At 57.9% G+C, this 24,256-nt stretch carries 22 protein-coding genes and 1 riboswitch; of the genes, 17 read left to right on the top strand and 5 right to left on the bottom strand.

Annotated features, from left to right (window positions below):
* Positions 1-83: 83 nt before the first annotated feature.
* The 7 genes from KIH26_RS13950 (at position 84) to KIH26_RS13980 (ending at position 7,436) form a co-directional block, all read left to right on the top strand.
* Positions 84-1,214, top strand: coding sequence for a ferredoxin reductase (locus KIH26_RS13950; protein ID WP_213446281.1), 1,131 nt, complete (start codon positions 84-86; stop codon positions 1,212-1,214).
* 22 nt (positions 1,215-1,236) lie between these two features.
* Positions 1,237-2,319 (top strand): fatty acid desaturase family protein, encoded by a 1,083-nt coding sequence (locus tag KIH26_RS13955; RefSeq protein ID WP_213446283.1) that lies wholly within the window; start codon positions 1,237-1,239, stop codon positions 2,317-2,319.
* 513 nt (positions 2,320-2,832) lie between these two features.
* Positions 2,833-4,860 (top strand): tRNA uridine-5-carboxymethylaminomethyl(34) synthesis enzyme MnmG, encoded by a 2,028-nt coding sequence (mnmG, locus tag KIH26_RS13960; protein WP_213446285.1) that lies wholly within the window; start codon positions 2,833-2,835, stop codon positions 4,858-4,860.
* Positions 4,861-4,885: 25 nt separating this feature from the next.
* A complete protein-coding gene (locus KIH26_RS13965) occupies positions 4,886-5,536 on the top strand; it encodes a hypothetical protein (RefSeq protein ID WP_213446287.1) in 651 nt (216 codons plus the stop codon).
* Positions 5,533-6,156 (top strand): DUF4124 domain-containing protein, encoded by a 624-nt coding sequence (locus KIH26_RS13970; protein WP_213446288.1) that lies wholly within the window; start codon positions 5,533-5,535, stop codon positions 6,154-6,156. Before KIH26_RS13965 ends, KIH26_RS13970 begins: the two co-directional genes overlap by 4 nt.
* A gap of 51 nt (positions 6,157-6,207) precedes the next feature.
* Positions 6,208-6,858 carry a 16S rRNA (guanine(527)-N(7))-methyltransferase RsmG gene (gene rsmG / locus KIH26_RS13975; RefSeq protein ID WP_249661311.1) on the top strand — a complete coding sequence of 217 codons (651 nt, stop codon included), beginning with the start codon at positions 6,208-6,210 and terminating at the stop codon, positions 6,856-6,858.
* The gene (locus KIH26_RS13980; RefSeq protein WP_213446289.1) at positions 6,855-7,436 is read left to right on the top strand and encodes a lipocalin family protein; all 582 of its coding nucleotides are present in this window, start codon (positions 6,855-6,857) and stop codon (positions 7,434-7,436) included. The genes rsmG and KIH26_RS13980 overlap by 4 nt, the downstream gene beginning before the upstream one ends.
* Positions 7,437-7,502: 66 nt before the next feature.
* Here KIH26_RS13980 and KIH26_RS13985 read toward each other — a convergent pair whose 3' ends face one another.
* Positions 7,503-8,828: an AsmA family protein gene (locus KIH26_RS13985; RefSeq protein ID WP_213446291.1), complete on the bottom strand. Its 1,326-nt coding sequence runs from the start codon at positions 8,826-8,828 to the stop codon at positions 7,503-7,505.
* 75 nt (positions 8,829-8,903) lie between these two features.
* Between KIH26_RS13985 and gstA the strand changes: the two genes are divergently transcribed.
* Positions 8,904-9,512 (top strand): glutathione transferase GstA, encoded by a 609-nt coding sequence (gstA, locus tag KIH26_RS13990; protein ID WP_213446293.1) that lies wholly within the window; start codon positions 8,904-8,906, stop codon positions 9,510-9,512.
* Positions 9,513-9,561: 49 nt separating this feature from the next.
* On the opposite strand, the gene KIH26_RS13995 is transcribed toward gstA, so the two are convergent.
* Entirely contained in the window at positions 9,562-10,458 is an 897-nt protein-coding gene (locus KIH26_RS13995; RefSeq protein ID WP_213446295.1) for a LysR family transcriptional regulator, read from the bottom strand.
* A 105-nt stretch (positions 10,459-10,563) separates the two neighbouring features.
* Between KIH26_RS13995 and KIH26_RS14000 the strand changes: the two genes are divergently transcribed.
* Positions 10,564-10,908, top strand: a complete 345-nt coding sequence (locus KIH26_RS14000) for an HPF/RaiA family ribosome-associated protein (RefSeq protein WP_213446297.1) — start codon at positions 10,564-10,566, stop codon at positions 10,906-10,908.
* Between the two features lie 154 nt (positions 10,909-11,062).
* On the top strand, positions 11,063-12,061 hold the full coding sequence (locus KIH26_RS14005) for a TerC family protein (protein WP_213446299.1): 999 nt from the start codon (positions 11,063-11,065) through the stop codon (positions 12,059-12,061).
* 192 nt (positions 12,062-12,253) lie between these two features.
* Here KIH26_RS14005 and metH read toward each other — a convergent pair whose 3' ends face one another.
* The gene (gene metH / locus KIH26_RS14010) at positions 12,254-15,004 is read right to left on the bottom strand and encodes a methionine synthase (RefSeq protein WP_213446489.1); all 2,751 of its coding nucleotides are present in this window, start codon (positions 15,002-15,004) and stop codon (positions 12,254-12,256) included.
* A gap of 59 nt (positions 15,005-15,063) precedes the next feature.
* A riboswitch (S-adenosyl-L-homocysteine riboswitch) is annotated at positions 15,064-15,156 on the bottom strand.
* A 29-nt stretch (positions 15,157-15,185) separates the two neighbouring features.
* Between metH and KIH26_RS14015 the strand changes: the two genes are divergently transcribed.
* The 5 genes from KIH26_RS14015 (at position 15,186) to mgrA (ending at position 20,290) form a co-directional block, all read left to right on the top strand.
* Positions 15,186-15,806: a Crp/Fnr family transcriptional regulator gene (locus KIH26_RS14015; protein WP_213446301.1), complete on the top strand. Its 621-nt coding sequence runs from the start codon at positions 15,186-15,188 to the stop codon at positions 15,804-15,806.
* Between the two features lie 177 nt (positions 15,807-15,983).
* The gene (lipA, locus tag KIH26_RS14020; RefSeq protein ID WP_213446303.1) at positions 15,984-16,985 is read left to right on the top strand and encodes a lipoyl synthase; all 1,002 of its coding nucleotides are present in this window, start codon (positions 15,984-15,986) and stop codon (positions 16,983-16,985) included.
* A 34-nt stretch (positions 16,986-17,019) separates the two neighbouring features.
* Positions 17,020-17,955: a TFIIB-type zinc ribbon-containing protein gene (locus tag KIH26_RS14025; protein ID WP_213446304.1), complete on the top strand. Its 936-nt coding sequence runs from the start codon at positions 17,020-17,022 to the stop codon at positions 17,953-17,955.
* A gap of 17 nt (positions 17,956-17,972) precedes the next feature.
* The gene (locus KIH26_RS14030; protein WP_213446305.1) at positions 17,973-19,157 is read left to right on the top strand and encodes an MFS transporter; all 1,185 of its coding nucleotides are present in this window, start codon (positions 17,973-17,975) and stop codon (positions 19,155-19,157) included.
* 53 nt (positions 19,158-19,210) lie between these two features.
* Positions 19,211-20,290 (top strand): L-glyceraldehyde 3-phosphate reductase, encoded by a 1,080-nt coding sequence (mgrA, locus tag KIH26_RS14035; protein WP_213446490.1) that lies wholly within the window; start codon positions 19,211-19,213, stop codon positions 20,288-20,290.
* Between the two features lie 49 nt (positions 20,291-20,339).
* Here the strand turns inward: mgrA and KIH26_RS14040 are convergent, their stop codons facing one another.
* Together KIH26_RS14040 and KIH26_RS14045 are read right to left on the bottom strand one after the other, a co-directional pair.
* Positions 20,340-21,059: a response regulator transcription factor gene (locus KIH26_RS14040; RefSeq protein ID WP_213446306.1), complete on the bottom strand. Its 720-nt coding sequence runs from the start codon at positions 21,057-21,059 to the stop codon at positions 20,340-20,342.
* Complete coding sequence (locus KIH26_RS14045) at positions 21,056-22,705, bottom strand: sensor histidine kinase (protein WP_213446307.1); 1,650 nt, start codon at positions 22,703-22,705, stop codon at positions 21,056-21,058. Before KIH26_RS14045 ends, KIH26_RS14040 begins: the two co-directional genes overlap by 4 nt.
* A gap of 197 nt (positions 22,706-22,902) precedes the next feature.
* Between KIH26_RS14045 and KIH26_RS14050 the strand changes: the two genes are divergently transcribed.
* Together KIH26_RS14050 and KIH26_RS14055 are read left to right on the top strand one after the other, a co-directional pair.
* The gene (locus KIH26_RS14050) at positions 22,903-23,457 is read left to right on the top strand and encodes a metal-independent carbonic anhydrase family protein (protein ID WP_213446308.1); all 555 of its coding nucleotides are present in this window, start codon (positions 22,903-22,905) and stop codon (positions 23,455-23,457) included.
* A gap of 82 nt (positions 23,458-23,539) precedes the next feature.
* The gene (locus KIH26_RS14055; protein ID WP_213446309.1) at positions 23,540-24,157 is read left to right on the top strand and encodes an NADPH-dependent FMN reductase; all 618 of its coding nucleotides are present in this window, start codon (positions 23,540-23,542) and stop codon (positions 24,155-24,157) included.
* The last annotated feature ends 99 nt before the right edge of the window (positions 24,158-24,256 follow it).

Consider the following 24,256-nt stretch of genomic DNA (forward strand, 5'->3'; position numbering starts at 1 on the left):
TGGCTTTACTTTTTGTGTACGTTCGTACACAATACGAATCTAGCAAACAGGCATTTGCCTGAAGCCCAGCCCGGAGCCCGCCCATGACTGTCCAGACCGCCCCAAGACCCTTGCGCCCACTGAGTCGACTCGCTCACAAGGTCAACGCGCCCGTGACACGGCTGCTCCAGAGGCCTTGGGTGGAGTCAATCGTGAGCCAAGGCGCCGTAGAAGACACGCTGCGCGGCTTGCACCCGATGCTCTCGCTCACCGAGGTGCGCGCGCGGGTGTTGAAAGTGATCAACGAAACCAACAGCGCCAAGACTTTTGTGCTGCAACCGAATGCTTTGTGGCAAGGTGCTTTGGCCGGGCAATTTGTGAGCGTGCAGGTGGAAATTGATGGCCGCCGCGTCTCGCGCATGTACAGCCTGTCTTCTAGCCCCGGTGCGCGGCGCCTGGCCATCACGGTGCAGCGCCAGCCGGGCGGGGTGGTTTCCAACCATCTGCATGAGACGCTTCGCGTGGGCGATGTGCTGACGATCAGCCAAGCCATGGGTGAGTTTGTGTTGCCTGCTCAGTTGCCTTCCAAAATACTGCTGCTGAGTGCGGGCAGTGGCATCACGCCCGTGATGGCGATGCTGCGAGATTTGAGCGCGCGGGGCTATGCGGGCGATGTGATGTTTGTGCACGCTTGTCGCAGCCCGGAGCATCAGATCTTCGCAGCGGCTTTGGCTAAGTTGCAAGCGGATAGCCCCGCGCAGCGCATCGTGGAGCACTTCACTGCCACAGCAGGGCGCTTGAGCCCCGCACTGCTCAGCCAAGCCGTGCCGGATCTGGCTGAGCGCAACACCTGGATGTGTGGCCCCAGCGCTTGGATGGACGAGATGCATCGGTATTGGCTGGCTTCCGGCATCAAGCAGCCCTTGCTGAGCGAACGCTTTGCAGCCGCGCCCGTGCTGCCTGCTCAAGCGCTGGGCGAGCCTGTGTCCATCACGTTTCAAGCCAGCGGCAAGCAGTTCACCACGCAAGGCAGCGCCGCTTTGCTGATGCAAGCCGAGCAGCATGGCCTTTCGCCCAAGCATGGTTGCCGCATCGGCATTTGCCGCAGCTGCCAATGCACCAAGACCAGCGGCACGGTGCAAAACCTGCAAACGGGCGAGCTATGTGATGCACCCAACACACTGATTCGCCTGTGCATCAGCGCTGCGCGCTCTGATGTGACGCTTGATCTTTAACCCTTTTCTCACAGGAGCACCCATGAGCTTTGCCAAACCCACCTCTCTAAGCCGCGCCCAAGTGGATGAATTTGAACGCGAGGTCGATGCGATCCGCGCCAGTGTGATGAACGATCTCGGCCAAGCCGATGTGGATCACATTCGCCGCATGATCCGCATCAGCCGCGCCAGTGAAATTGGAGGCCGCGCTTTGCTGCATTTCGGCCTGGGGCCGCTCAGCTGGGTGGCCGGCGTGATGGCTTTGGCCAACGCGAAAATTCTCGACAACATGGAAATTGGCCACAACGTGATGCATGGCCAATACGACTGGACGGGCGACCCCGCGCTCAATTCGCAAAAGTTTGAATGGGACATTGCCTGCGACGGCGAGCAATGGCGGCATTCGCACAATGTGATGCACCACACCTACACCAACATTTTGGGCAAAGACCGCGATCTGGGCTACTCATTGCTGCGCCTCACCGATGCTCAGCGCTGGAAACCCCGGCACTTGCTGCAACCGCTGGCCAATGCGCTGCTGGCGCTCGGCTTTCAATATGGCGTGGGCTCACACGATTTGGAGATTGGCAAATACACCCACGGCGCGATGCCCAAGGAAGAGTTTCGCGCGCGCCTCAAGCGCTTTACCACCAAGCTGGGCAAGGTGTGGTTCAAAGACTATCTGCTGTTTCCCGCGCTGGCGCTGTGGAGTGCGCCGCGCGTGTTGGCCGGAAACTTTTGCGCCAATTTGATCCGCAATTTATGGACGTATGTGGTGATCTTCTGCGGGCACTTCACCGAAGGCGTGGCGATGTACCGCGAGGAAGACACACGCAATGAAACGCGAGGTGACTGGTATCTGCGCCAGCTCTCGGGATCGAGCAACCTCACCGGCGGGCGACTGTTTCACATCATGACCGGGCATCTGAGCCACCAAATTGAGCACCACCTCTTCCCCGATATGCCTGCGCACCGTTACCCAGAAGTCGCGCCGCAAATTCAAGCGCTTTGCAAGAAGTATGGGCTGTTCTACAACACGGGCAGCTTGTTCAAGCAATACATGACGGTGATGAAGCGCATCTTGGTGCACTCGCTACCGCCCAGAGCGGTAGCAGTCAAGGCTTGAGCCCATGTACTTTCCGAGCGCTTAGAGGCAGCCCGTCCGACGTGGCTTTGCGTCTGGCTCCATGTCCTCCGGCGGGGATTGGCGTCGTCTTCTCCGGTTGATGTGTTTCCCCGCCTCCCCCTTTACTTACGCCAGACGCAAAGCCACATCGGACGGGCATAAGTTTTGGGGCCGCAACAAGATGCTCGATCTGTACCAAGCCCGACAGAGCACCCGGGGCGGATGGCGTAAGTAAAGGGGGAGGCGGCGAGATCAACTCACCGAAGACAAACCAAGCCTTGATGCCGCCGGAGGACATGGAGCCATCCGCCCCGGGTGCTCTGTCGGGCGTTTGACCGAAGCGAAGAACATGTGCAAGGGCGTAGGCATGATGCTCACCTCCAAGCACGTCAAAGCCGTTTTTCAAGCGTTTTAGGCAGTTTACCCTTATAGAATCTGCGCAAAATGCTATTGTATTGATAGCGCACTGTAAATTTGAGACAATACAGGGTTAGCAAGCAGTTAGAAGCACCCATGGACTACCCTCAGATTTTTGATGTCATCGTCGTTGGCGGTGGCCACGCCGGCACGGAAGCCGCGCTGGCCAGCGCGCGCATGGGCTGCTCCACTTTGTTGCTTTCTCATAATATTGAGACGCTCGGGCAGATGAGCTGCAATCCGTCGATTGGTGGGATTGGCAAAGGACATCTTGTGAAAGAGGTGGATGCCATGGGCGGCGCAATGGCGCTGGCCACCGATGAGGGCGGCATTCAGTTTCGGATTTTGAATGGCTCGAAAGGGCCGGCCGTGCGCGCGACTCGCGCGCAAGCGGACCGCGTTTTGTACAAAGCGGCGATTCGCCAGATGTTAGAGAACCAACCGAATTTGTGGCTGTTTCAACAAGCGGTGGATGACTTGATGGTTGAGGGCGACAAAGTGGTGGGTGCAGTGACCCAAGTCGGCATCCGTTTTCGCAGCCGCTCGGTGGTGCTTACCGCTGGCACTTTCTTGGATGGCAAGATTCACGTTGGCCTCAGCAACTATGCAGCAGGCAGGGCAGGTGATCCACCAGCGGTTTCTCTCTCCGCCAGACTCAAAGAACTCAAGCTCCCACAAGGCCGCTTGAAAACTGGCACGCCCGCCCGTATCGATGGTCGCAGCATTGATTACTCGAAGTGCATCGAGCAGCCTGGCGATGGAATGGGTGACGGTAGCCCCATGCCCGTCTTCAGCTTCATGGGCAAGGCTTCGATGCACCCGCGCCAAGTGCCTTGCTGGATCACGCACACCAACGAGAAAACGCACGAGATCATCAGAAGCGGCTTTGACCGTAGCCCCATGTTCACCGGCAAGATCGAAGGCGTGGGCCCGCGCTATTGCCCGAGCGTGGAAGACAAGGTGAACCGATTTGCCGACAAAGACTCGCACCAAATCTTCCTCGAGCCCGAGGGCTTGACGACGCACGAGGTGTATCCGAACGGCATCTCCACCAGCCTGCCGTTTGACATTCAATACGCCATGATCCGCTCGATGAAGGGCTTGGAAAACGCCCACATCTTACGGCCCGGCTACGCGATTGAATACGACTACTTTGACCCACGCGAGCTGCGCAGCAACTTTGAGACCAAGGCGATTGATGGCCTGTTTTTCGCCGGGCAGATCAATGGCACGACGGGCTATGAAGAGGCAGCGGCTCAGGGCATGTTTGCCGGAATCAATGCGGCGCTGAAGGTGCGGGCGCAAGGTTTTGGCGATGCAGCCAAGTCTTCTTCCGGCTCGATAACGTATTCAGATTCAACATGGCTGCCCGGCCGCGCCGAAGCCTATCTCGGCGTATTGGTCGATGACCTCACGACTCAGGGCGTGACCGAGCCTTACCGCATGTTCACCAGCCGCGCAGAATACCGGCTCCAGCTGCGGGAAGACAATGCCGATGCCCGCCTCACCGAAGTGGCCCGCCAACTCGGCCTGGTGGACGACGCCCGCTGGGAAGCTTTCAACCGCAAACGCGATGCTGTTTCACGTGAAACAGAGCGCCTGAAAACCACTTGGGTGATGCCCTCCAAGCTGCCGCAAGCCGAGGCCGAGCGTGTGCTGGGCAAGAATATTGAGCGTGAATACAACCTGTTTGAGCTGCTGCGCCGCCCCGGTGTGGGCTACGAAGGCTTGGTTTCGCTCCAGCTAGACGGCAAGGATTTGACCTCGGAGACTGTTTCACGTGAAACACTCGGCGATCTTCGCGAGCCAGTGGTAGAGCAAGTCGAGATCGCCGCCAAATACAGCGGCTACATCGACCGCCAAAAAGACGAAGTCGCCCGCGCCGCGCATTACGAAAACCTGCGTCTCCCGGTCGGCCTCGATTACACCCAAGTGCAAAGCCTTTCCTTTGAAGCCCGCCACAAACTGGCCAAACACCAGCCCGAAACCCTCGGCCAAGCCTCTCGCATCAGCGGCATTACCCCAGCCAGCATTTCGCTCTTGCTGATTTACCTCAAGAAGGCTAAATTCAAAGGCTTCAACAACAGCGCGAACGGTGCAGGGCAAAAAGCCGAAGCGGCTTAAACCCTGTGGCACTTGCGCAAGATACATGCGCAGCAAAGCAAAACAATTCGGTTTTTTAACACCCCGCAGCATCGCCGTTGTGGTGATTTTGTTGGCCATGCTCTTGATCCCCTTGTGGTGGCTGAGCGAGAAGTCCGAGCAAACACATGCTGAGCTCGCCAAAGAAAAGGCCATCGCCCAAGGCCCAGCCAATATCAGCACACCCCAAATCGCAACCGCGGCAGTCAATAACCCAGAAGCTTTCGGCCTCACATGGGGCATGCAAGCCGACGACAAACTGCCGCCCGATGCCGTGATGATGGGCTGCCACGGCCAGCCGAGAGACACCATCACGCAGCCCCATGCCGAGAGTTGCAACCCCTACGCCGGCGATAGCTCCTGCAGATTGGCGCTACCTGTGCTGTGTTTCCAGCAAACCGGCAGCAACGAAGGCATGCCTGCCGGCAGCTTAGCCAGCACTCAGCCTGTGGCCGGCTTTGTGATCGGATCGGTAGCACAAGCCAATGCCCGCTGCGAAAAAGAATTAGGCGCTGGCTGGCGCATGGCCGAGCATCATGATGGCGGCGGCTGGAGCTTAACTGCCAAGCGCAGCGCACAGCTCGATCCGGGGCTACGCCATTGGGTTCATATCAATAACCAGCCGGGTAATTGCTGGAACAACAAGGACAAGCCATGAGAAAGTTTCACGTGAAACACATCTTCGCGCCCACAGCCTGCCTGATGATCACCGCCTGGTTGTGCTTGGCCAGCCCAGCAGCTTCTGCCCAAAAAATCTATCGCTGCGCGGGCGCAGGAGGCCAAATCACGATCAGCGACACAGCTTGCGCCCATGGGCAAGGCGGGGAAATCTCTGTCAAACCAGCCAGCGGAGCAGCCAGCCCACCCGCAAAAGCGGATCCTCAAACACGCGGCGCAATGGACAAGCGCCTAGCGGAATACGAGGCCTTGCTCTCACCTGAATGCCGCCGTGCTCGCCAAGCCTTTGAAGCCAAAGCACGGGAAAGAGGCGGCATGGATGAGCTCATGAAAGAGGGCAACCCCATCTCCAAAGCTTGGGAAACTTGCCAGTTTGCCGTCAGCGATGCTCTGGGGAAGCTCAGCGCCAAAGACCGGGAAAAAGCCGAAGCGGATGAGCGCAGGCGGCGCGAGCAAGAAAAAGTCGCCCAGCAAAAGAGCGAATGCGCCGCCAAGCAAAGAGTGTTGGATGAGCGCCGCGCGCGCCTGCCCAGCCTAAGTGAAGCAGATCGCGCAGCCCTCAGAGTTGTGGAGCAAGATGTGGCTGCGAATTGCCGATGACCACATCTTGAGCTCTAGGTTTCACGTGAAACGCCGCCTACAATTGCCCGCTTGAAACCCGATCTCATCACCTTAGAAACCGCCGCCCAGCAGCTTGGCCTGCCCCTGTCTTCGCCCCAAGCCCAGCTGCTGCTCGCTTACCGCGACATGATCGCCAAGTGGAACAAGGTTTACAACCTGACCTCCCTGCGCGATCCCTCGCAGATGCTCTCGCACCACATCATTGATTCGCTGGCAGCAGCGCCTCCTCTGCAAAAACACCTCTCGCAAGCGGGTTTGGCAAATTGCCGCCTGATCGATGTCGGCTCCGGCGGCGGCTTGCCCGGCGTGGTTTTAGCCACGGTGATCGAGGGCTTAGATGTCACCTGCGTGGATACCGTCGGCAAAAAAGCCGCCTTCGTGCAGCAGGCGGCTAACGAGCTGGGCTTGAAAAACCTGCGCGGCGTGCATGCCCGCGTCGAAGATATGCAAGCCGCGCCGTTTGATGTGATCACCAGCCGTGCCTTTGCCTCCTTGCTGGATTTCGTGCAGCTTACCCGAATGCATCTGAAAAAGGGGGGCATTTGGATGGCACTCAAAGGCAAGCTGCCCGATGATGAGATTGCCGCTCTTCCGACCGACGTGGACGTGTTTCACGTGGAACAACTCAAAGTACCCGGGCTCGACGCCGAGCGCTGCATTGTTTGGATGAAACTCAAATGACCTCTATTTTTCGCAATGCTTTGCGCCTAGCCGTTGGCTTGGTTGCCGCAAGCGCGTTCGCACAAAGCACCCCGCCTACCGCTGTGCTCACCACCGTGCCGAGCATCGAGCTCGCCCGTTACCAAGGCGTGTGGCATCAAGTCGCCCTGTATCCCAATCGCTTCCAGAAAATGTGCGCAAGCAATACGCGTGCAACGTATGCTGTGGAAGAGGGTGGCACGGTCAGCGTCACCAACCAATGTCGCTCAGCCGATGGCAAAGAAGTGCAGGCCGTGGGCCAGGCGCGGCCCGCGGGTGCAGCACGCGTGAGCAATGGCCAAATCACGCCGCCACAATTGCAGGTGCGCTTCGCTCCAGCCTGGCTCTCGTGGCTGCCCTTTGTCTGGGGCAACTATTGGGTGATCCAACTCGAGCCCAATTACCGCTACGCCGTCGTCGGCGAGCCCAGCCGTGAATTCCTTTGGGTTTTGGCACGCGAGACCCAACTCAGCGCAACCGATTGGTCTGCGATTGAAGCGCGCTTGAAAGAGCAGGGCTACGATCCTGCCAAGCTGGTTCGAGAAAAGCACACACCTTAATTGCTACTAATTTGATAGCTGTCCGCGCAGATTCCATGCCGGCAAACTGCTGATTTGCCATAAAAATCATTTGCCAAACAGTTTCTCTTTCAGGTCAGAGAGCTTCTCGCCCACTTTATCCCCCATCTTCGCGCCAGCCCCTGTGCCGATCACGGGCGCCATCACCGAGCCAAGCGCACCGCCGATCATTGCACCGCGTGTGGGCGCAACGACCGGCGCGGCCGTCGTGCCGCTGATCTCCAGCGGGATACCCACCAGCTGCCCCACCGCTTGGCCGACCTGGCTGCTGCCCGCCATCAAGTCCACACTCACCTTGCCATTCAGCGCACGCGGCGCGCCGGGGCTGGCCGCTGCACCCACGCTCACTGCGCCACTGGCTTTGAGCAAACTGGAGCTGGCCTGCAAATCCGACAAAGTGATTTGCATCGGTGCACCTGACCCACGCGTAGAGAGCGTGCCGCTGAGTTGCTGCAGCGCGGTTTCGCCGCCGCGAGACAAGCCCAGCGTGCGCACCGCTTTGGCCAAATCCATGCCCTTGATGACCGCGCCGCTCACGTTAAACGGCGTGCTGGTTTGAAGCGCGCCGTCAATGTCTGTCAGCTTTGCAGCCCTTGCATCGATCGTTGTTGTACCGCTCAAGCGCCCAGCCATGCGCTGGCGCGCGCCGGGCAGTTGAGCCAAATCCACCCCACGGGTCACCAACTCGCCCCGCAGTTGCCAGCCCGATTTACCGCCCTGGGAAACGAGCCGCATCACACCGCGCACAGAACCGCCCGCCAAGCGCAGGTCAACATCCATTTGTTCGCGCGCGGCATTCAGGCTCAGCTCGCCAGACAACGACAGTGCTTCGCCCGCCGCAGATTGCCAGACCACGTTTTCCAGCTGCGTGTGCTTCGGAATCGCCAAGAGGCCAACGATCACGGCTGCAGTTTCTTCCTTGCCATCCTCAGTTTTTTGAGTGCTTTTGGCCGATTGGCGGCGTGTATTCTGCGCAGAGCGCTCTGTTTTTAATAGCGATTTAGAAAGCTGATCCAAGCCCCGTTGCGGCAGGTTCAGGCCCTCCAAACTCAGCGATTCCAGCTCCACTTCGCGCGCTGCGCCGCCCAGCCCCAAGAGTTTGCGCCATGCGGGGCGCAAGGCCACACGCTGCGCGGACAGCGGCGCTTGCGTCGCAATCTTCACATCGCTCACAGCCACCGAAGGCCAAGGCAAGACCGAAAGTGACATCGCGCCTAGGCTCACAGACACGCCCAGTTGCTCCGTGGCCAGCGCCTGCAGCCGCAGGCGCGGCCCGTCGCCAGACAGCCACCAAGCCAGCGCGCCGGCCGCTGCAGCAAAGAGCAGGGCGAGAGCCAGCAAGGCGCTCAAGAAGAGTTTAAAAACGCGTGCCATACCGCCATTGTGCCGCGCCAGCAAAGCCTATCCATACCCGCTACGATGCAGGTTTTTCCAACTCTTGAGATCAGCATGAAACTCTACTACTCCCCCGCCGCCTGCTCCCTCTCTCCCCATATCGCGCTTTACGAGGCTGGCTTGAAGTTCGATGCCGTGCTCGCCAGCACCAAAACGCACAAGCTCGCCGACGGCACAGATTTCTACAGCATCAACCCGCTGGGCTATGTCCCCGTGCTCGAGCTTGACGATGGCACTCGCCTCACAGAAGGCGCAGCCATCGTGCAATACATTGCCGACCAAGCGCCCGAGAAAAAGCTCGCGCCCGCCAACGGCACACTCGATCGCTACAAGCTGCAAAGCCTGCTGCATTTCATCTCCACCGAAATCCACAAAAACTTTGCGCCACTCTTCAAACCCGGCATGCCACCAGAGGCGCAGCAAATGGCCAAGGACAGCATCACCGGCCGCCTCAAGTGGATCGATGGCGAGCTCGCTGGCAAGCAATATTTGATGGGCGATCAATTCACCGTGGCCGATGGCTACCTCTTCAACGTCACCAACTGGGCGGCCTTCGTCAAGCTCGATCTTTCACCCTTCACCAACGTCCTCGCATTGCGCGAGCGCGTGGCCGCTCGCCCAGCCGTGCAGCAGGCGATGAAGGCAGAAGGCCTGATCAAGTAAACATTGCGCGCACTGTGAAAAAGGCGCAAATGTTTGCGCCTTTTCTCATTCACAGCTGCCGCGTTTGCAGCAGTTGCAGCACCAGCGGATGCTCGATCTTTTTCTGCGCAGCAATACCGAAGAATTGCTCTTCGACACTTGCACCGAGCCATTCGCAGCCACCCACGCGCGAGACGGAAAACTGCGCCGCTAGCTCCGGCTCCACCATCGCTGTTGCGGGAAACACACCCATGCCTGCCGCGCCAAAGGTTTTGAGCAAAGCGCTGTCCTCAAACTCGCCCACAATATTGGGCCGCACACCGATGCGATCAAACCAGGTATCCAGTCGCACTCGTGCAGCGTTGTGGTGGCTGGGCAAGAGCACAGGCACACGGGCCAAAGATTGCGGAAAGCCTTCTTTGGCTGCAGCCAGCAAAGCCGGTGGCGCATACCAAAGCAAGGCCGAGCTACCCAAGGCATGTGTGTAAAGCTTGAAATTTTGATTCTGCGGCGCAGGGCGATCCGCCAGCACCAAGTCCAGCCGATGCAGGGCAAGATCAGCCAGCAAATCATCAATCTCGCCCTCCATGCAAACCAAGCGGATGTTGTCTACCCCCAGCAAAGGCTGCATCAAGCGTTTGGCCGCCATCTTGGGCAAGCCATCCGATAAGCCAATCGACAGCCTCTTTTGCGGCAAATTCGCCGCCTTCACCAACTCTGGCAACTGCGCCCCCAGTTGAAAAATCTGCTCCGCTTGGCGCAGCGCCGCTTGCCCCGCTTCGGTCAACACCACATGGCGGCCAGAGGGCTTGAGCAAAGCCACGCCTAAGCTCTGCTCTAGCTGCCTGACCTGCGCACTCACCGTCTGCACCGCCATGCCCAAGCGCTCCGCGCCACGAGACATACCGCCCGATTGCGCCACCACCCAGAAGTAATACAGGTGCTTGTAATTGAAGGTTTGGCTCATGATATTCAGCTTTTTCCGAAATTAATCTCTCGAATTCTCTGCTTTTTCGGAAATTCTTGTTCGCCTAAAGTGCGGCTTCCCCTATTTTTTTCTGAGGAATTCATCATGCGCATCATCTTCCAATCCAATGACCCTGAAGGCATGCATCTGCGCGATACCGCACAGCAAAGGCTCAAGTTCGTCATGCGCCGCCTACTCTGGCTCGTGCCGCAAGCGACCGTGAAGCTTGATGATGTGAACGGCCCGCAAGGTGGCGTAGACAAGCAATGCCGCGTGGAGCTCAAAACCAAGGCCACCGGCAAACTTGTGATCACCGCTATGGCCGCAGACTGGCGCACCGCGCTGGAGCAAGCCGTGCAGCGCGCCCAGCAAACCTTGCTGCGCGCATGGCAGCGCAAGCGCGCGATCAGCGAAGGCCGCAGCCGCCGCGCACCTGTCCAAGCCATTTGATTGCGCTGTCTATCGGCCGCATTCCTTGCGGCCAGCAGGCGCAACTCTAGCGACTGCTTCTCTCCACTTTTATTCAACACTCTGTGGCTCATGCTGAGCGCAGGGTCGGGATACTTTTTTCTCATCAACCCGCAACTGATATCAAAACACCATCATGGAAGCTCTACAACTTTTTCTCAACGAACCCTTTCTCGGCAAGGCCACCTGGCTCTGGCTGAGCTTCATCGGCATCGTCGTCGCCTTGCTGGCGTTTGATCTGGGCGTGCTGCACAAAGACGATCATGAGATCGGCGTGGGCGAGAGTTTGTGGCTCTCAGCGGGTTACATCAGCGTGGCGCTCGCCTTCGGCGGCTGGGTGTGGTGGTATCTTGGCGCGCAAAGCGGCATGGAATACTACACAGGCTTCTTGATCGAGAAATCGCTGTCGATGGACAACGTGTTCGTCATCGCGCTCATCTTCACTTACTTTGCTATTCCAAGGCAATACCAACACCGCGTGCTCTTCTGGGGCATCATCGGCGTGATCGTGTTGCGCGCCATCATGATTGGTCTGGGTGCTGCGCTCGTCTCGCAATACAGCTGGGTCTTGTATATCTTCGGCGCGTTCTTGGTCTTCACAGGCATCAAGATGTGGATCATTGCCGATCACATGCCCGATATTGCCAACAACCCGCTGCTGAAATTCTTGCGCAAACACATGCGCGTGACGCAAGAAGTCAAAGGCAATGAATTCTTCGTCAAGCAGCCTGATCCCAAGACAGGCAAGCTCGTGCGCTGGGCCACACCGCTGTTTCTCGCACTGATGCTGGTGGAGTTTGTCGATCTGGTCTTCGCTGTCGATTCTGTGCCCGCTATCTTCGCGATCACCACCGATCCCTTCATCGTCTACACCAGCAACATCTTCGCTATTCTGGGTTTGCGTGCTTTGTATTTCGCACTCGCTGCGATGATCCATCGCTTCAAATACCTGAAGTACGCGCTGGCCATGGTGCTCGTCTTCATCGGCACGAAGATCTTCCTGGTCGGCATCATCGGCAAAATCCCGCCCGTGATCTCACTTTCCGTCACCTTTGGCCTGATTGCTGGCGGCGTGATCGTCTCACTGTGGAAGACTCGCAATGAGGCTGTACCTGCGATCAAAAATGCAGCGTAAAAATCCCGCTCACGCGTTGAGCTAACCGTTGTGGTGGTGCAGCTTGATCGGCTGCACCACTTTTTTTATGTCGCACGCAGGCATCTAGTGATGCGGCACGATGAAATACAAACCGTTCACCCTGAGCTCGTCGAAGGGTTTCGACAAGCTCAACCCAAACGGAAGTCAATACTTCTTAAGGACAGAGTGGCCTTAGAGATTCGGAGCGAGCAATCTTTGCAATTGCTCTTCTGTTTCGCCGCGCCTTGCAGCCAAATCCTTGAGTTGATCCTCACCGATTTTGCCGACGTTGAAGTATTGCGCTTCAGGGTGGCTGAGCATGAAGCCGCTCACGCTGGCAGCGGGTGTCATCGCCAAACTCTCTGTCAAAGCCATGCCAATGTCTTCGCATTGCAAGACTTTGAACATGTCTCGCTTGGGGGAATGGTCTGGGCAAGCGGGGTAGCCGGGAGCGGGGCGGATGCCTTGATATTTCTCGGCGATCATGTCTTCATTGCTGAGCGCCTCTTGCGCGGCATAGCCCCACAAATCGGTACGCACGCGGTGGTGCAGCATTTCAGCGAAGGCTTCGGCCAAACGGTCGGCCAAGGCTTTGAGCATGATGGCGCTGTAGTCATCTAAGTCGTCGGTAAAGAACTTTTCTTTCTTGTCGACGCCGATACCGGCAGTGACGGCGAAAATGCCGATGTAATCATTTTTGAAGGCTTTTTGGCCGTTCGCCGGCGTAGAATCTGCGCGAGCAGCTATCAATTCAGGAGTGTTGAGTGGTGCAATGAAATCACTCAAACAGCGGCTGGGGCGCATCACGCCATCGATCATTTGCTTCTCGGTTTGTTGGCGCAAGCCATGCCAAGTCATGAGTTTTTCGCTGCGCGACTCATCCGCGTAGATTTCAATATCGTCGCCCACGCTGTTGGCTGGGTACAAGCCAATCACGCCATTGGCCGTGAGCCAGCGGCCTTCGATGAGGCGTTGCAACATGCGCTTGCCGTCAGAGAACACGCGCTGCGCTTCTGTGCCCACGATCTCGTCTTTCAAGATTTGCGGGAAGGGCCCGGCCAGATCCCAAGTCTGGAAGAAAGGGCCCCAGTCGATGTATTTGGCCAGCTCCGTCAAATCAAAATTCTTGAAGAGGCGGCGGCCAATGAATTTCGGCACGGGCGGGGTGTAAGCTGCCCAGTCGAGCGGCGTTTTGTTCGCACGCGCCTTGGCCAGCGGCCACATCGGTGTTTGCTTCTTGTTGGCATGCAGCTTGCGCACGTTGTCGTAGTCGGCATTGAGCTCGTTGATAAACTTCGTCGCCTGATCCGAGAGCAAGCTCTGCGCCACGCCCACGCTACGCGAAGCATCCGGCACGTAAACCACTGGGCCTTCGTAATGCGGCGCGATTTTTACAGCGGTATGCACACGGCTGCAGGTTGCGCCACCAATCAGCAGCGGAATCTTCTTGATGCGGAAGTGATCGTCTTTCTGCATCTCCGCAGCCACGTATTGCATCTCTTCTAGTGAAGGCGTGATGAGACCACTCAAACCAACAATGTCTGCGCCTTCGACCTTCGCCCGCGCCAAAATCTCATGGCAGGGCACCATCACACCCATGTTCACCACATCAAAGTTGTTGCATTGCAAAACGACGGTGACGATGTTTTTGCCAATATCGTGCACATCGCCTTTCACGGTGGCGATGATGATCTTGCCCTTGGTGCGAACATCTTGCCCTGCGGCCTCCATCTGCTTTTTTTCTTCTTCGATGTAGGGAATCAAATGCGCCACGGCCTGCTTCATCACGCGAGCAGATTTCACCACCTGCGGCAAAAACATCTTGCCCTGCCCAAACAAATCGCCCACCACATTCATGCCATCCATCAGCGGGCCTTCGATCACATGCAGCGGCCTGCCACCTGCGGCTTTGATGGCTTGGTAGCTCTCTTCGGTATCAGCCGTGATGAAATCCGTGATGCCGTGGATCAACGCATGCGCCAAGCGGCCATTCAAATCTGTCTCGCGCCACACGAGTTTTGTGGATTCGTCTTTCGCTGCGCCTTTGAGGCCTTCAGCCGCAGCAACTAATTTCTCACCAGCATCTGGATCGCGGTTGAGCACCACATCTTCAACGAGCGAACGCAGCGCCGGATCAATCTGCTCATACACGCCAAGCTGGCCGGCATTCACAATGCCCATGTCCATACCCGCTTGAATCGCGTGGTAGAGAAACACGGTATGAATCGCCTCGCGCACATGATCGTTGCCGCGAAATGAAAAGCTCACGTTCGACACACCGCCCGAGACCTTCGCGCCCGGCAAATTCTGCTTGATCCAGCGTGTGGCTTCAATGAAATCTACCGCGTAGTTGTTGTGCTCTTCAATGCCGGTGGCAATCGCAAAAATGTTCGGATCAAAAATAATGTCTTCTGGCGGGAAGCCCACTTCATCCACCAGCACGCGATACGCCCGCTCGCAAATCTCAATCTTGCGGGCATAGGTATCGGCCTGGCCTTTTTCGTCAAAGGCCATCACCACAGCAGCCGCCCCATAGCGGCGCAGCAAATTCGCTTGGTGCTTGAATGCCTCCACACCTTCTTTCATCGAGATCGAATTCACAATCCCTTTGCCCTGAATGCAGCGCAGCCCCGCCTCGATCACGCTCCATTTAGACGAATCAATCATGATCGGCACGCGAGCGATATCGGGCTCAGAAGCAATCAGATTCAAAAAGCGCACCATCGCGGCCTGGCTATCAAGCATGGCCTCATCCATATTGATGTCGATGATCTGCGCACCGTTTTCCACCTGCTGGCGCGCCACGGCGAGAGCCTGCTCGTATTCGCCATTCAAGATCATGCGGGCGAAGGCTTTGGAGCCTGTGACGTTGGTGCGCTCGCCTACGTTCACGAAAAGTGTGCCTTGGCCAATCTTTACTGGCTCCAGGCCAGAAAGCATCATAGGAACAACGGGGGCTTGGGAAGTATCAGACACGGGGCTCACCTGAATTAAAAAGTATTCATTGGTGAGCGCGGTTCGCTATGTACGTGATGAACACATCGGCTCCAAGCCTGACAAACTCGCATGAGTTTGCTGCAACGCTCCTTGGAGGTTATGATTTTACTACTCTCTTGATTCAAGTATGTTCAAAAAACTCTTCTCCCGCACCCCTGGCTCATTCAGCGATACAGAGCAGCAAACAGTGCTGGATGAGGATTTGGCTGAGCGATTGCTCAAAACGGAGGGCTCAGACAGTGCAGAGCTTGCCGCCGAGTTGCTCGCCGCGCCCGATGCCATGATGCGGCTCACGCTGGATGAGGCGCGCATTGTGGTGAGCTACATGCAACCGCGCAAGTTTTCCGAGGGCACCGTCTTCATTCAAGAAGGCGACAAAAACAACACCGATTACATGGTGCTCGTGCTCGATGGTGAAGTCACCGTCGAGAGCATCGTGGTCAGCCGCACCACACCTGTCACGACCGCTGTGCTCGGCGCGGGCAGTCTGTTAGGCGAAATGGGCATCGTTGATGGCGAGCCGCGCTCCGCCACCTGCACAGCCACCAGCCGAGTGCACGCCGCCATCTTTACGCGCAGTGCATTAGAGCAGCTGATCAACGAACACCCCGCCGTCGGTGCGAAATTCATGATGTCGATTTCCCTGCGCATTGCCGAGAGATTGCGCGACACCTCCGAAAAACTCAAGCTCTACACCCAGCTCACGCAGGCTATGCAGGAAGAGATTGATCGTTTGATGCCGACTTGATAGGTCGCTCAAGCTCGCATTCGAAGAGAAGAACGCAAAAGACGCAAAAATACACATTGATTTTTTGTAATTCTTCTGCGAATTTTGCGTTTGTTTTGCGCTTTTTGCGTTCTCCTGCTGCGAGAGCCTAAGCCCCAACAACCCACGTGAAAACCCACCCCCGCGTAAAATGCGGTCATGAGCACCACCGAAGTCGTCCGCGAAGCGCAATCTGCTGAGAACTACAACGCCTCAGCCAAACAAAAAGCCGCCGCCAAGCTTTCACGCATTCCCGTGAAGGTAGAGCAAGGCGAACTCCTGAAAAAGCCCGATTGGATCCGCGTCAAAGCAGGCTCGCCTTCCACCCGCTTCTACGAAATCAAGCAGATCCTGCGCGAGCACAAGCTGCACACCGTCTGCGAAGAAGCCAGCTGCCCCAACATCGGCGAATGCTTTGGCAAAGGCACCGCCACCTTCATGATCATGGGCGACAAATGCACCCGCCGCTGCCCCTTCTGCGATGTCGGTCACGGCAGGCCTGATCCACTCGATGTGGATGAGCCTTTGAATCTCGCCAAAACCATTGCCGCACTCAAACTCAAATACGTCGTCATCACCAGCGTGGATCGTGATGATTTGCGCGACGGCGGTGCAGGTCATTTCGTCGAGTGCATTAAGAAAACACGCGAACTCTCCCCACAAACCACCATCGAAGTCCTCGTCCCTGATTTCCGTGGCCGCGATGATCGCGCCCTAGAAATCTTGAAGGCCGCGCCCCCCGATGTGATGAACCACAACCTAGAAACCGCCCCGCGCCTCTATAAACAAGCTCGCCCCGGCAGCGACTACGCCTTCTCGCTCAATCTCCTCAAGAAATTCAAAGCCCTGCATCCCAAGGTTCCCACCAAGAGCGGCATCATGGTCGGCCTCGGCGAGACGGATGAGGAAATCCTTCAAGTCATGCGCGATATGCGCGAGCACAACATCGACATGCTCACCATCGGCCAATACCTCGCGCCAAGCAATAGCCATCTACCCGTCAAGCGCTACGTGCATCCCGACGTTTTCAAAATGTTTGAAGAAGAGGCCTACAAAATGGGCTTCACCCATGCGGCGGTGGGCGCGATGGTGCGGTCTAGCTACCATGCTGACGCACAAGCGCATGGCGTGCTGGAAGGCATGAAGCAAGCTCTGGCTTGAGCGCAACACAGATAGATTTCGCAGGTCTGTAAACGTGCAGCAACTCAGCACCTGCACCAGTTGCCAGCAGCCGCTCAAAGAAATCAAGTTAGAAGGGCATTACGGGCAGGGCGTGACTGCGGATGTTTGCGGTAATTGCCATCTAGTGTGGTTTGATGCGTTTGAGTCGGTGCGTTTGTCTGGCCTCGGTTGGGTCGGCTTGCTGCGCGAGATGATCGCCACGCCACGTGCTGCGCAAAGTGTGCCAACAAAGATGCAATGCGTGCGTTGCAAGGGGAGCTTGAAGGCGGTGCGCAATCTCACACGCTTTGGGCGCACGGCTGCGCTGGAGTGCGAGCGCGGGCATGGGCACTTTCAGGGATTTGCGCTATTGCTGGCTGAGCGTGGCCTCGTGCGCACGATCAACTCTCACGATCTCGCTGCCTTGAAAGAGGAAAACACTGCGCCGAGTTGCCTCAATTGCGGCGCGCCCGTTGAAGATGTGCCTACCTCGCTCTCAGGTCAAACGCCGGTATGCAAACATTGCGACACACCGCTCATGCTGTTTGACTTACCCCGCCTCACACAAGCTTTGCTCGTGCGCCATGGCGATGTGCTCACTGTAGAAGAGCCGCGTCAGCAACTCGCCATCGCTTGCCGAGGCTGCGGCCAGCCGCTGGATGCCACGCAAGACACGAGCTGCGAAAACTGCGGCCATGTGGTGGCTATGCCGAGGCTGGAAAGCGTGAAACCCCTGCTCGACAAAATAGAGCCCATCCTGAGAAACACACGCGCTCGACAAGCGCGCCCATGGGGTGAGAAACTCAAGAACATGAAGGGCGACGCCAGCGCCACACAGTTGCATCGGTGGCTCGGGCACACCAAAGATATTTTTTCTTCGGGAAACCATCGCTACAGCGAAGCACACAGCGCCGTTAATTACATCGGCGCGATTGCGCTTATGCTGTTCCTGTATTGGCTGTTTGGCTAACCCGCGATGAAATTCCTATGAAAAAATTCTGGTGGCTTGCAGCTGCCACCACACTGGTGGTCACTTCTTTTTCCATGTTTGGCCCTGTGTTGGCGGTCTTGCTGCAGCAGCGCGGCATGGGCACAGCAGCCGTGGGCGCGTTTGCCATGATTCCCTTTGCCTGCGTGGCCTTGCTCATCCCGATCATGCCGCGCATCTTTGCGCGCTTTGGTATTGGCCGCGTGTATCTCGCAGGCATGGTGCTGGAGAGTGTGTGTACGCTGGGCTACATCGCCTTCATGGATTCGCCCCATGCCTTTGCTTGGTGGTGTGCGAGTGCGGTGGCCGGTGGTGTGGGCGCGGCGGCGGTGTGGAATGCCACCGAAGCTTTGCTCGCCGAGCATGCGCCGCCAGACAAACGCGGCCAAGTGATGGGCCTGTATCAAACGGCATTGGGGGCAGCACTTGCCGCTGGCCCTTTCGTGCCAGTTTTCTTGGGCTGGGAGGCTAAGACGACTTTGATCGCCGCAGCGATCGTGCAATTTGCAGCGCTTGGTATCGCGCTGCGCCTCAAGCTCACACAAGCCGCACACACGCATGTGCACGAAGAAGGCACGAAGCAAATCGGCAGCACATGGCAGGCCGTGCGCCTCGTGCCCGCGCTCGTGCTCATTGCCTTTGCAGGTGGCGTGTTTGAAGCGGGCCTCTCCAGCATCAGTGCAGCCAACGGCGCAGCGCTTGGCCTGTCCCTCGCGCAAGCCTCCAGCATCGTCGGCGCTTTAGGCGTAGGCAGTTTTGTATTTCAATATCCAGCAGGCTTGGCCGCAGATCGCTTTGCACCGCAGCGCGTGTTTGGTGTGGCAGGCCTGCTGTTGCTCGTAGCCAGCTTGGCGTTTGCAGCCTCTGCACAATGGCCTTGGCTGCTCTACGCCACCGCCGTGATCTGGGGCGGCATCGGCGGCGCGCTCTACACCCTCACCATGATCCGCGTGGCGCATCACTTCGATGCCAGCATGGGCGCGCAAGCCGTGGCCTCAGGCACAGCCGCCATGATCACCGGCTACACATTGGGCGGTGCATTGGGGCCCATCATCAGCGGCACGGCCTTGCAAGTTTTCAGCGCTTGGGGCTTATCGGCTTGGCTCGCCTTGCTTTCCGTGGCCGTGATACTCGCCAGTTTCAAAGCAGGGATTTCAAGCAAAAAAGGTCTTTCGCCGGCGTAGAATGTGCGCGAAATGCTATTAAATTTATAGTGTTTGTTTTGTCACAAGAATCTATCATGTACACCGCTTCACCCACCCGTTATGAAAGCATGATCTATCGCCACTGCGGTGCGCGCGGCCTGCAGCTGTCCGCTATCTCATTGGGCTTGTGGCACAACTTTGGTGACAACACGCCGCTAGAGACGCAGCGGCAAATGCTACGCACCGCCTTTGATGCAGGCATCACGCATTTTGATTTGGCCAACAATTACGGCCCGCCAGCAGGCTCGGCAGAAATCAATTTCGGCGAACACCTGCGCCGCGATTTTCGCCCGTATCGCGATGAGCTCATCATCTCCAGCAAAGCCGGCTGGGATATGTGGCCAGGCCCCTATGGCGGCAACAGCAAAAGCGGCGGCTCACGCAAATATCTGCTCGCCAGCCTCGATCAAAGCTTAAAGCGCATGGGGCTGGATTATGTAGACATCTTCTATTCCCACCGCTTTGATCCGCACACACCCCTCGAAGAAACCATGGGCGCGCTAGCCAGTGCTGTGCAGCAGGGCAAGGCGCTGTATGTGGGCATCTCCAGCTACAGCGCCGGCAAAACCCGCGAAGCCGCAGCGATTCTGCGCAGCATGGGCGTTCCCCTCTTGATTCATCAGCCCTCCTACAGCCTGCTCAACCGCTGGATCGAACAAGAAGATCCGCAGCAACCAGGCCAAGGCAGCCTGCTCACCGCGCTGCAGGATGTGGGCGCGGGCGCGATCGTCTTCAGCCCACTTGCGCAAGGCTTGCTCTCCGCGCGCTATTTGCAAGGCCCACCGCAAGATGCGCGCATGCACCGCGCAGGTGGCGGCAGCTTCAAAGCCGATCATTTGAGCGAAGACAATCTGCGCCGCGTGCGTGCGCTTCATGAGATCGCTCAATCGCGCGGCCAGAGTTTGGCACAAATGGCCGTCGCTTGGGTGCTGCGCCACAGCAGCGTCACTAGCGCCCTGATCGGCGCCAGCCACCCTGAGCAAATCACCGAACTCACAGGCGCTTTGCGCAACACCGCATTCACAGCAGATGAGCTCACGGCCATTGATCAGCATGCACAAGATGGCGGGCTCAATCTCTGGGCTCGCCCCTCGCAAGATCTCGCGCCTTAAGCTGGCACTCTGCTCGGCAAAGTGAGTCCACTCGTCTAAGTTGTGTGATTTAAGCCATGTTGCTTTCCACCCGCTCTAAGCGGTAGCCCAGCCCCCGCATCGTCTGAATCAGCGTAGCAGGGTGGCCTTCATCCACCTTGGCGCGCAGGCGGCGAATGTACACATCCACCACATTGGTCAGCGGGTCTTCGTTGTGCCCCCACACATTGGCCAAAATCCGCTCGCGGCTGAACATGCGCCCCGGTGCGCTCATCAGCAGCTCCAAGAGCGCCAGCTCCCGCGCCGTCAAGCTGATCGGCTGGCCAGCGCGGCTCACCCGCATCGATTCCCGATCAAGCACCAGATCATGCACTTGCAGCAACTGCGTGCGCCCCGGTTGCACCGCCCGCGCACGCCGGCCCAGTGCCTCCAGCCGCGCCAGCAGCTCTTCAAACTCAAACGGTTTGCACAAATAATCATCTGCCCCCATCCGCAGCCCATTGACGCGATCTTCCAGCGAAGACATCGCCGTGAGCATCAAAATCGGCAGTTGCACACCACCCGCGCGCAAGGTTTGGCAAATCTCCATGCCGCTCATCCCTGGCAGCATCAAATCCAGCACCACCACACTGGGCGTGGCCTGCTGCGCGGCATCACGCGCCGCTTGTTGCGCCATCTCCAGCCCCAGCGGGCCAGTGGCCGCGCGCTGTACGTGATAGCCCTCTGCACGCAAGCCGCGCATTAAAAAATCGGCGATGCGGGCATCGTCTTCCACAATCAATACATTCATGTCGGTGTCTCGGGTGATGCGGCAGCGCCACTGGGCAAGCTCGGGTCAAACGCAAGAGCAGGCAAGATCAATTCCGCTTGCGTGCCTTGATTCAGTTGGCTGGACAAGCTTAGTTTCCCGCCGTGCGCCTGCGCCAAGCTGCTGGCAATCGGCAGCCCCAAGCCACTACCCGATGCGCGGTGTTCGCGGGCTTGTTGGCCACGAAAATGGCGCTGAAAAATCAAGGGCAGCTCATCTTCTGGAATACCAATGCCCTGATCCGCCACCACAATGCGCCACTGCGCAGGCTGTGACGGACGCGCGGCTTGCAAGCTCACATGCAGCGTCACCGTGCCGCCTGAATGCGAATAGCGAATCGCGTTATCAAGCAGCAGCAGCAGCAATTGCCGCAGGCGCTGCCGGTCTGCCAACACGCGGCCTGTCACCGACTCCGGCGGCTCGCACACCATGCGCACGCCATTGGCTGCAGCCAGCGCGCCCGCCTGCGCCAGCGCATCAGCCAGCGGAAGAGCCATATCAATCGGCTCGCGCACAAGGGTGAGCGATTCCAAATCCGTTCGCGCCATCGACAGCAAATCATCAATCACCGCGCCCAGCTCGCGCGAGGTTTGCACAATTCTGCCCAGCGCATCGCGGTATTCTTCGCTGGTGCGCGAAGCCCCGCGCAGCGTCACTTCCGCTTCGCCGCGAATGGCGGTGGTGGGTGTGCGCAGCTCATGGCTGATATCGGCCAGCAGTTGGCGGCGGCGTACATCGGTTTGTCGCAGAGATTCATTGGCCAAATGCAGCTCGGTGGTGCGCTCTTTCACCTGCTCTTCCAGTTGCGTGCGTTTCGCGGCTTCTTGCAGATGATGCTGCTCAAGCTTTTCAGCCATGCCATTCATGCTGGTAGCCACGAGTGCAAATTCATCTTTCCCACGCAGCGAGATTCGATGCTGCCACTGCCCTTGCGCCAAGGCTTGCGCGCCGCCAGTCAACACCTCCAGCGGGCGACGCAAGGCGCGGGCGAAGTACACCATCGCCGCCAGCGAGAGCAAGGCCAGCAATGCCGCCATGCCCAGCCAAATCAAGCGAATCTGCGTCAAGGCCTGATCCGCTGCGCTTCGCTTTCGCTCCATCGCAGCCTGTTCTCGCACAATGCTTTGTGATATCAATTGCCGCAAATCTTGCCCGCCAGCGTACTCGAAGGTCTGCGTCAGCGCTTGCCATGCCTGCTGCGCTTGTAAATTCGCCGGGGTCGGGCGCGCTTGATAGGTCGCCGCTTGAAGTATGGGAATGGTTTTGCTCAGTTGATCCAAAGCCTCTTGGCGCTGGCGTTGCTCTAGCGGCTGGTCTGAGGCCAAAGAGCTGTCGGCAGCCGCTTGCGTCAGGGCTTGGAGTTGGGTGAGCGTCAGGCTCATCTGGCCAAGGAGCCGGTCACGCTCCTTTACATCACCGCCACCACCCAAGGTGAGTTGCGCCACCCAAGTGTGCAAGCGCTGTTTGGTGGCCGACATTTCCACAAAGCCGCGATGAATGTCACTGGCAATGCGCCCGCGCACGATTTGCTGCTGTGCTTCGCGCAGCGCAAACACCGCCACCACCGCCTGCAAAACAATGGTGGTGGCCAGCAAAATCAATACCCAGCTCAGTCGATGTCGAATCATGGCTCGATTGTGCTTGCTCGAAGGTTTAAAAACCGTTGTCATCTGATGTTAATGAAACTGTTAACTCCTACTCATGCAGTGTTCAGAGCAAATTCAATTGCAGCATTTCTAATTCATTTCATGGTGAGCAACACAAGAGCCCTCTTGAAAAGCAGACCCATATCTTTCAAACCCTCGTTAACTTAAAGGACGACATCATGAAAAACCTCCGCACCTCCCTCGGCGCAATCGCTCTGGCTACCCTGTCCATCTCGGCATCAGCCACCGTGGTCAACCAATCCATCACCGAAGCTGAAGTGCTTGCCGCACAAAAAGGCTGGTGCCAGGCTCTGGTCGACATCAGCAGCACACACGCCAAGAGCGGCCAGCCCGCAGCCAAGGCACTCGCTGAGAAAGTGATTGATGCCGCCTATGGTTACCAAATGGGCGCGGTGCTCTTCAAGCCCACCGTGACGCAAGCGCCACAAACCTTCCGCACCACACGTGAAGGCGCACTGGCCTACTTCGTGGGTGGCAACCCAGCCTTCCCGAAAGACACCGGCTTTGCGCTGAACGGCTGGAACAAGTGCGAGTCGAAAAACGTGGCTGTCTTCATCTCCGGTGATTCCGCCACCAGCATGGGCAATGTGATGATCACCGGCAAAGACGGCAAAGTCACCACGGTCGATAAGACTTGGAAATTCGTGAAAGATGACGCAGGCAAGCTGCGCATTGTGGTTCACCACTCCTCCTTGCCCTTCACTGGCGCTTAAATTTTCGGGTTAAACCCACTGCCGCCGCCTTGGTTTGACAACAAACCTCGGCGGTTTTTCGTTGTCTGGCACACTGCGTCTTATGTCCACACGCGAACAATCCATCCTCATCTTCGCCGGCTCCAGCCGCGTCAACTCTTTCAACCGCAAGCTCGCCAAAGAAGCCGCCCGTTTGGTACGCGAAGTCGATTGCAGGCCAACATATATCGAGCTCTCTGATCTGAATATCCCGCTCTACAACGCCGATCTCGAATCGCGCGGCACGCCGGGCAGTGTGATCCGCCTCAAAGAAATGATGCACAGCCACGCTGGCTGGATCATCACCAGCCCGGAATACAACGGCTCTTACACCGCACTTTTGAAAAACACCATCGATTGGGCAAGCAGCCCCGCCAAAGCCGGCGCGGAATGCTCAGAAGACGAGGCAGCGAACTGGAAAAACGGCACCAAGCCTTTCGCCGGCAAAGTCGTCGGCCTGCTCTCAGCCTCGCCCGGCATGATGGGCGGCCTGCGCAGCTTGGATCATCTCGCACCGCTCTTGCGCAATCTGCAATGCTGGCTCGCTCCGCAGCAATTCGCTTTAGGCAAAGCAGGTGATGCTTTCGATGCGCAAGGCCGTTTACTCGACCAAGCCACCACACAAAAAGTCAAAGCCGTGGTTGATCAAGTCATCTTCGCGGCGCAACGCTTAGCAGCATGAGCTTAAGCCGGGCTCAGCCCGCTGCCTTTGTGCGTGGTTAGCCTCCGTAGAACTACGCAGCCCAAAAGGCGTTCCTACGGATGGAGCATCACGCCGCCT

It is taken from the genome of Variovorax sp. PCZ-1 (assembly GCF_018413605.1).
Taxonomy (GTDB): domain Bacteria; phylum Pseudomonadota; class Gammaproteobacteria; order Burkholderiales; family Burkholderiaceae_C; genus JANMDU01.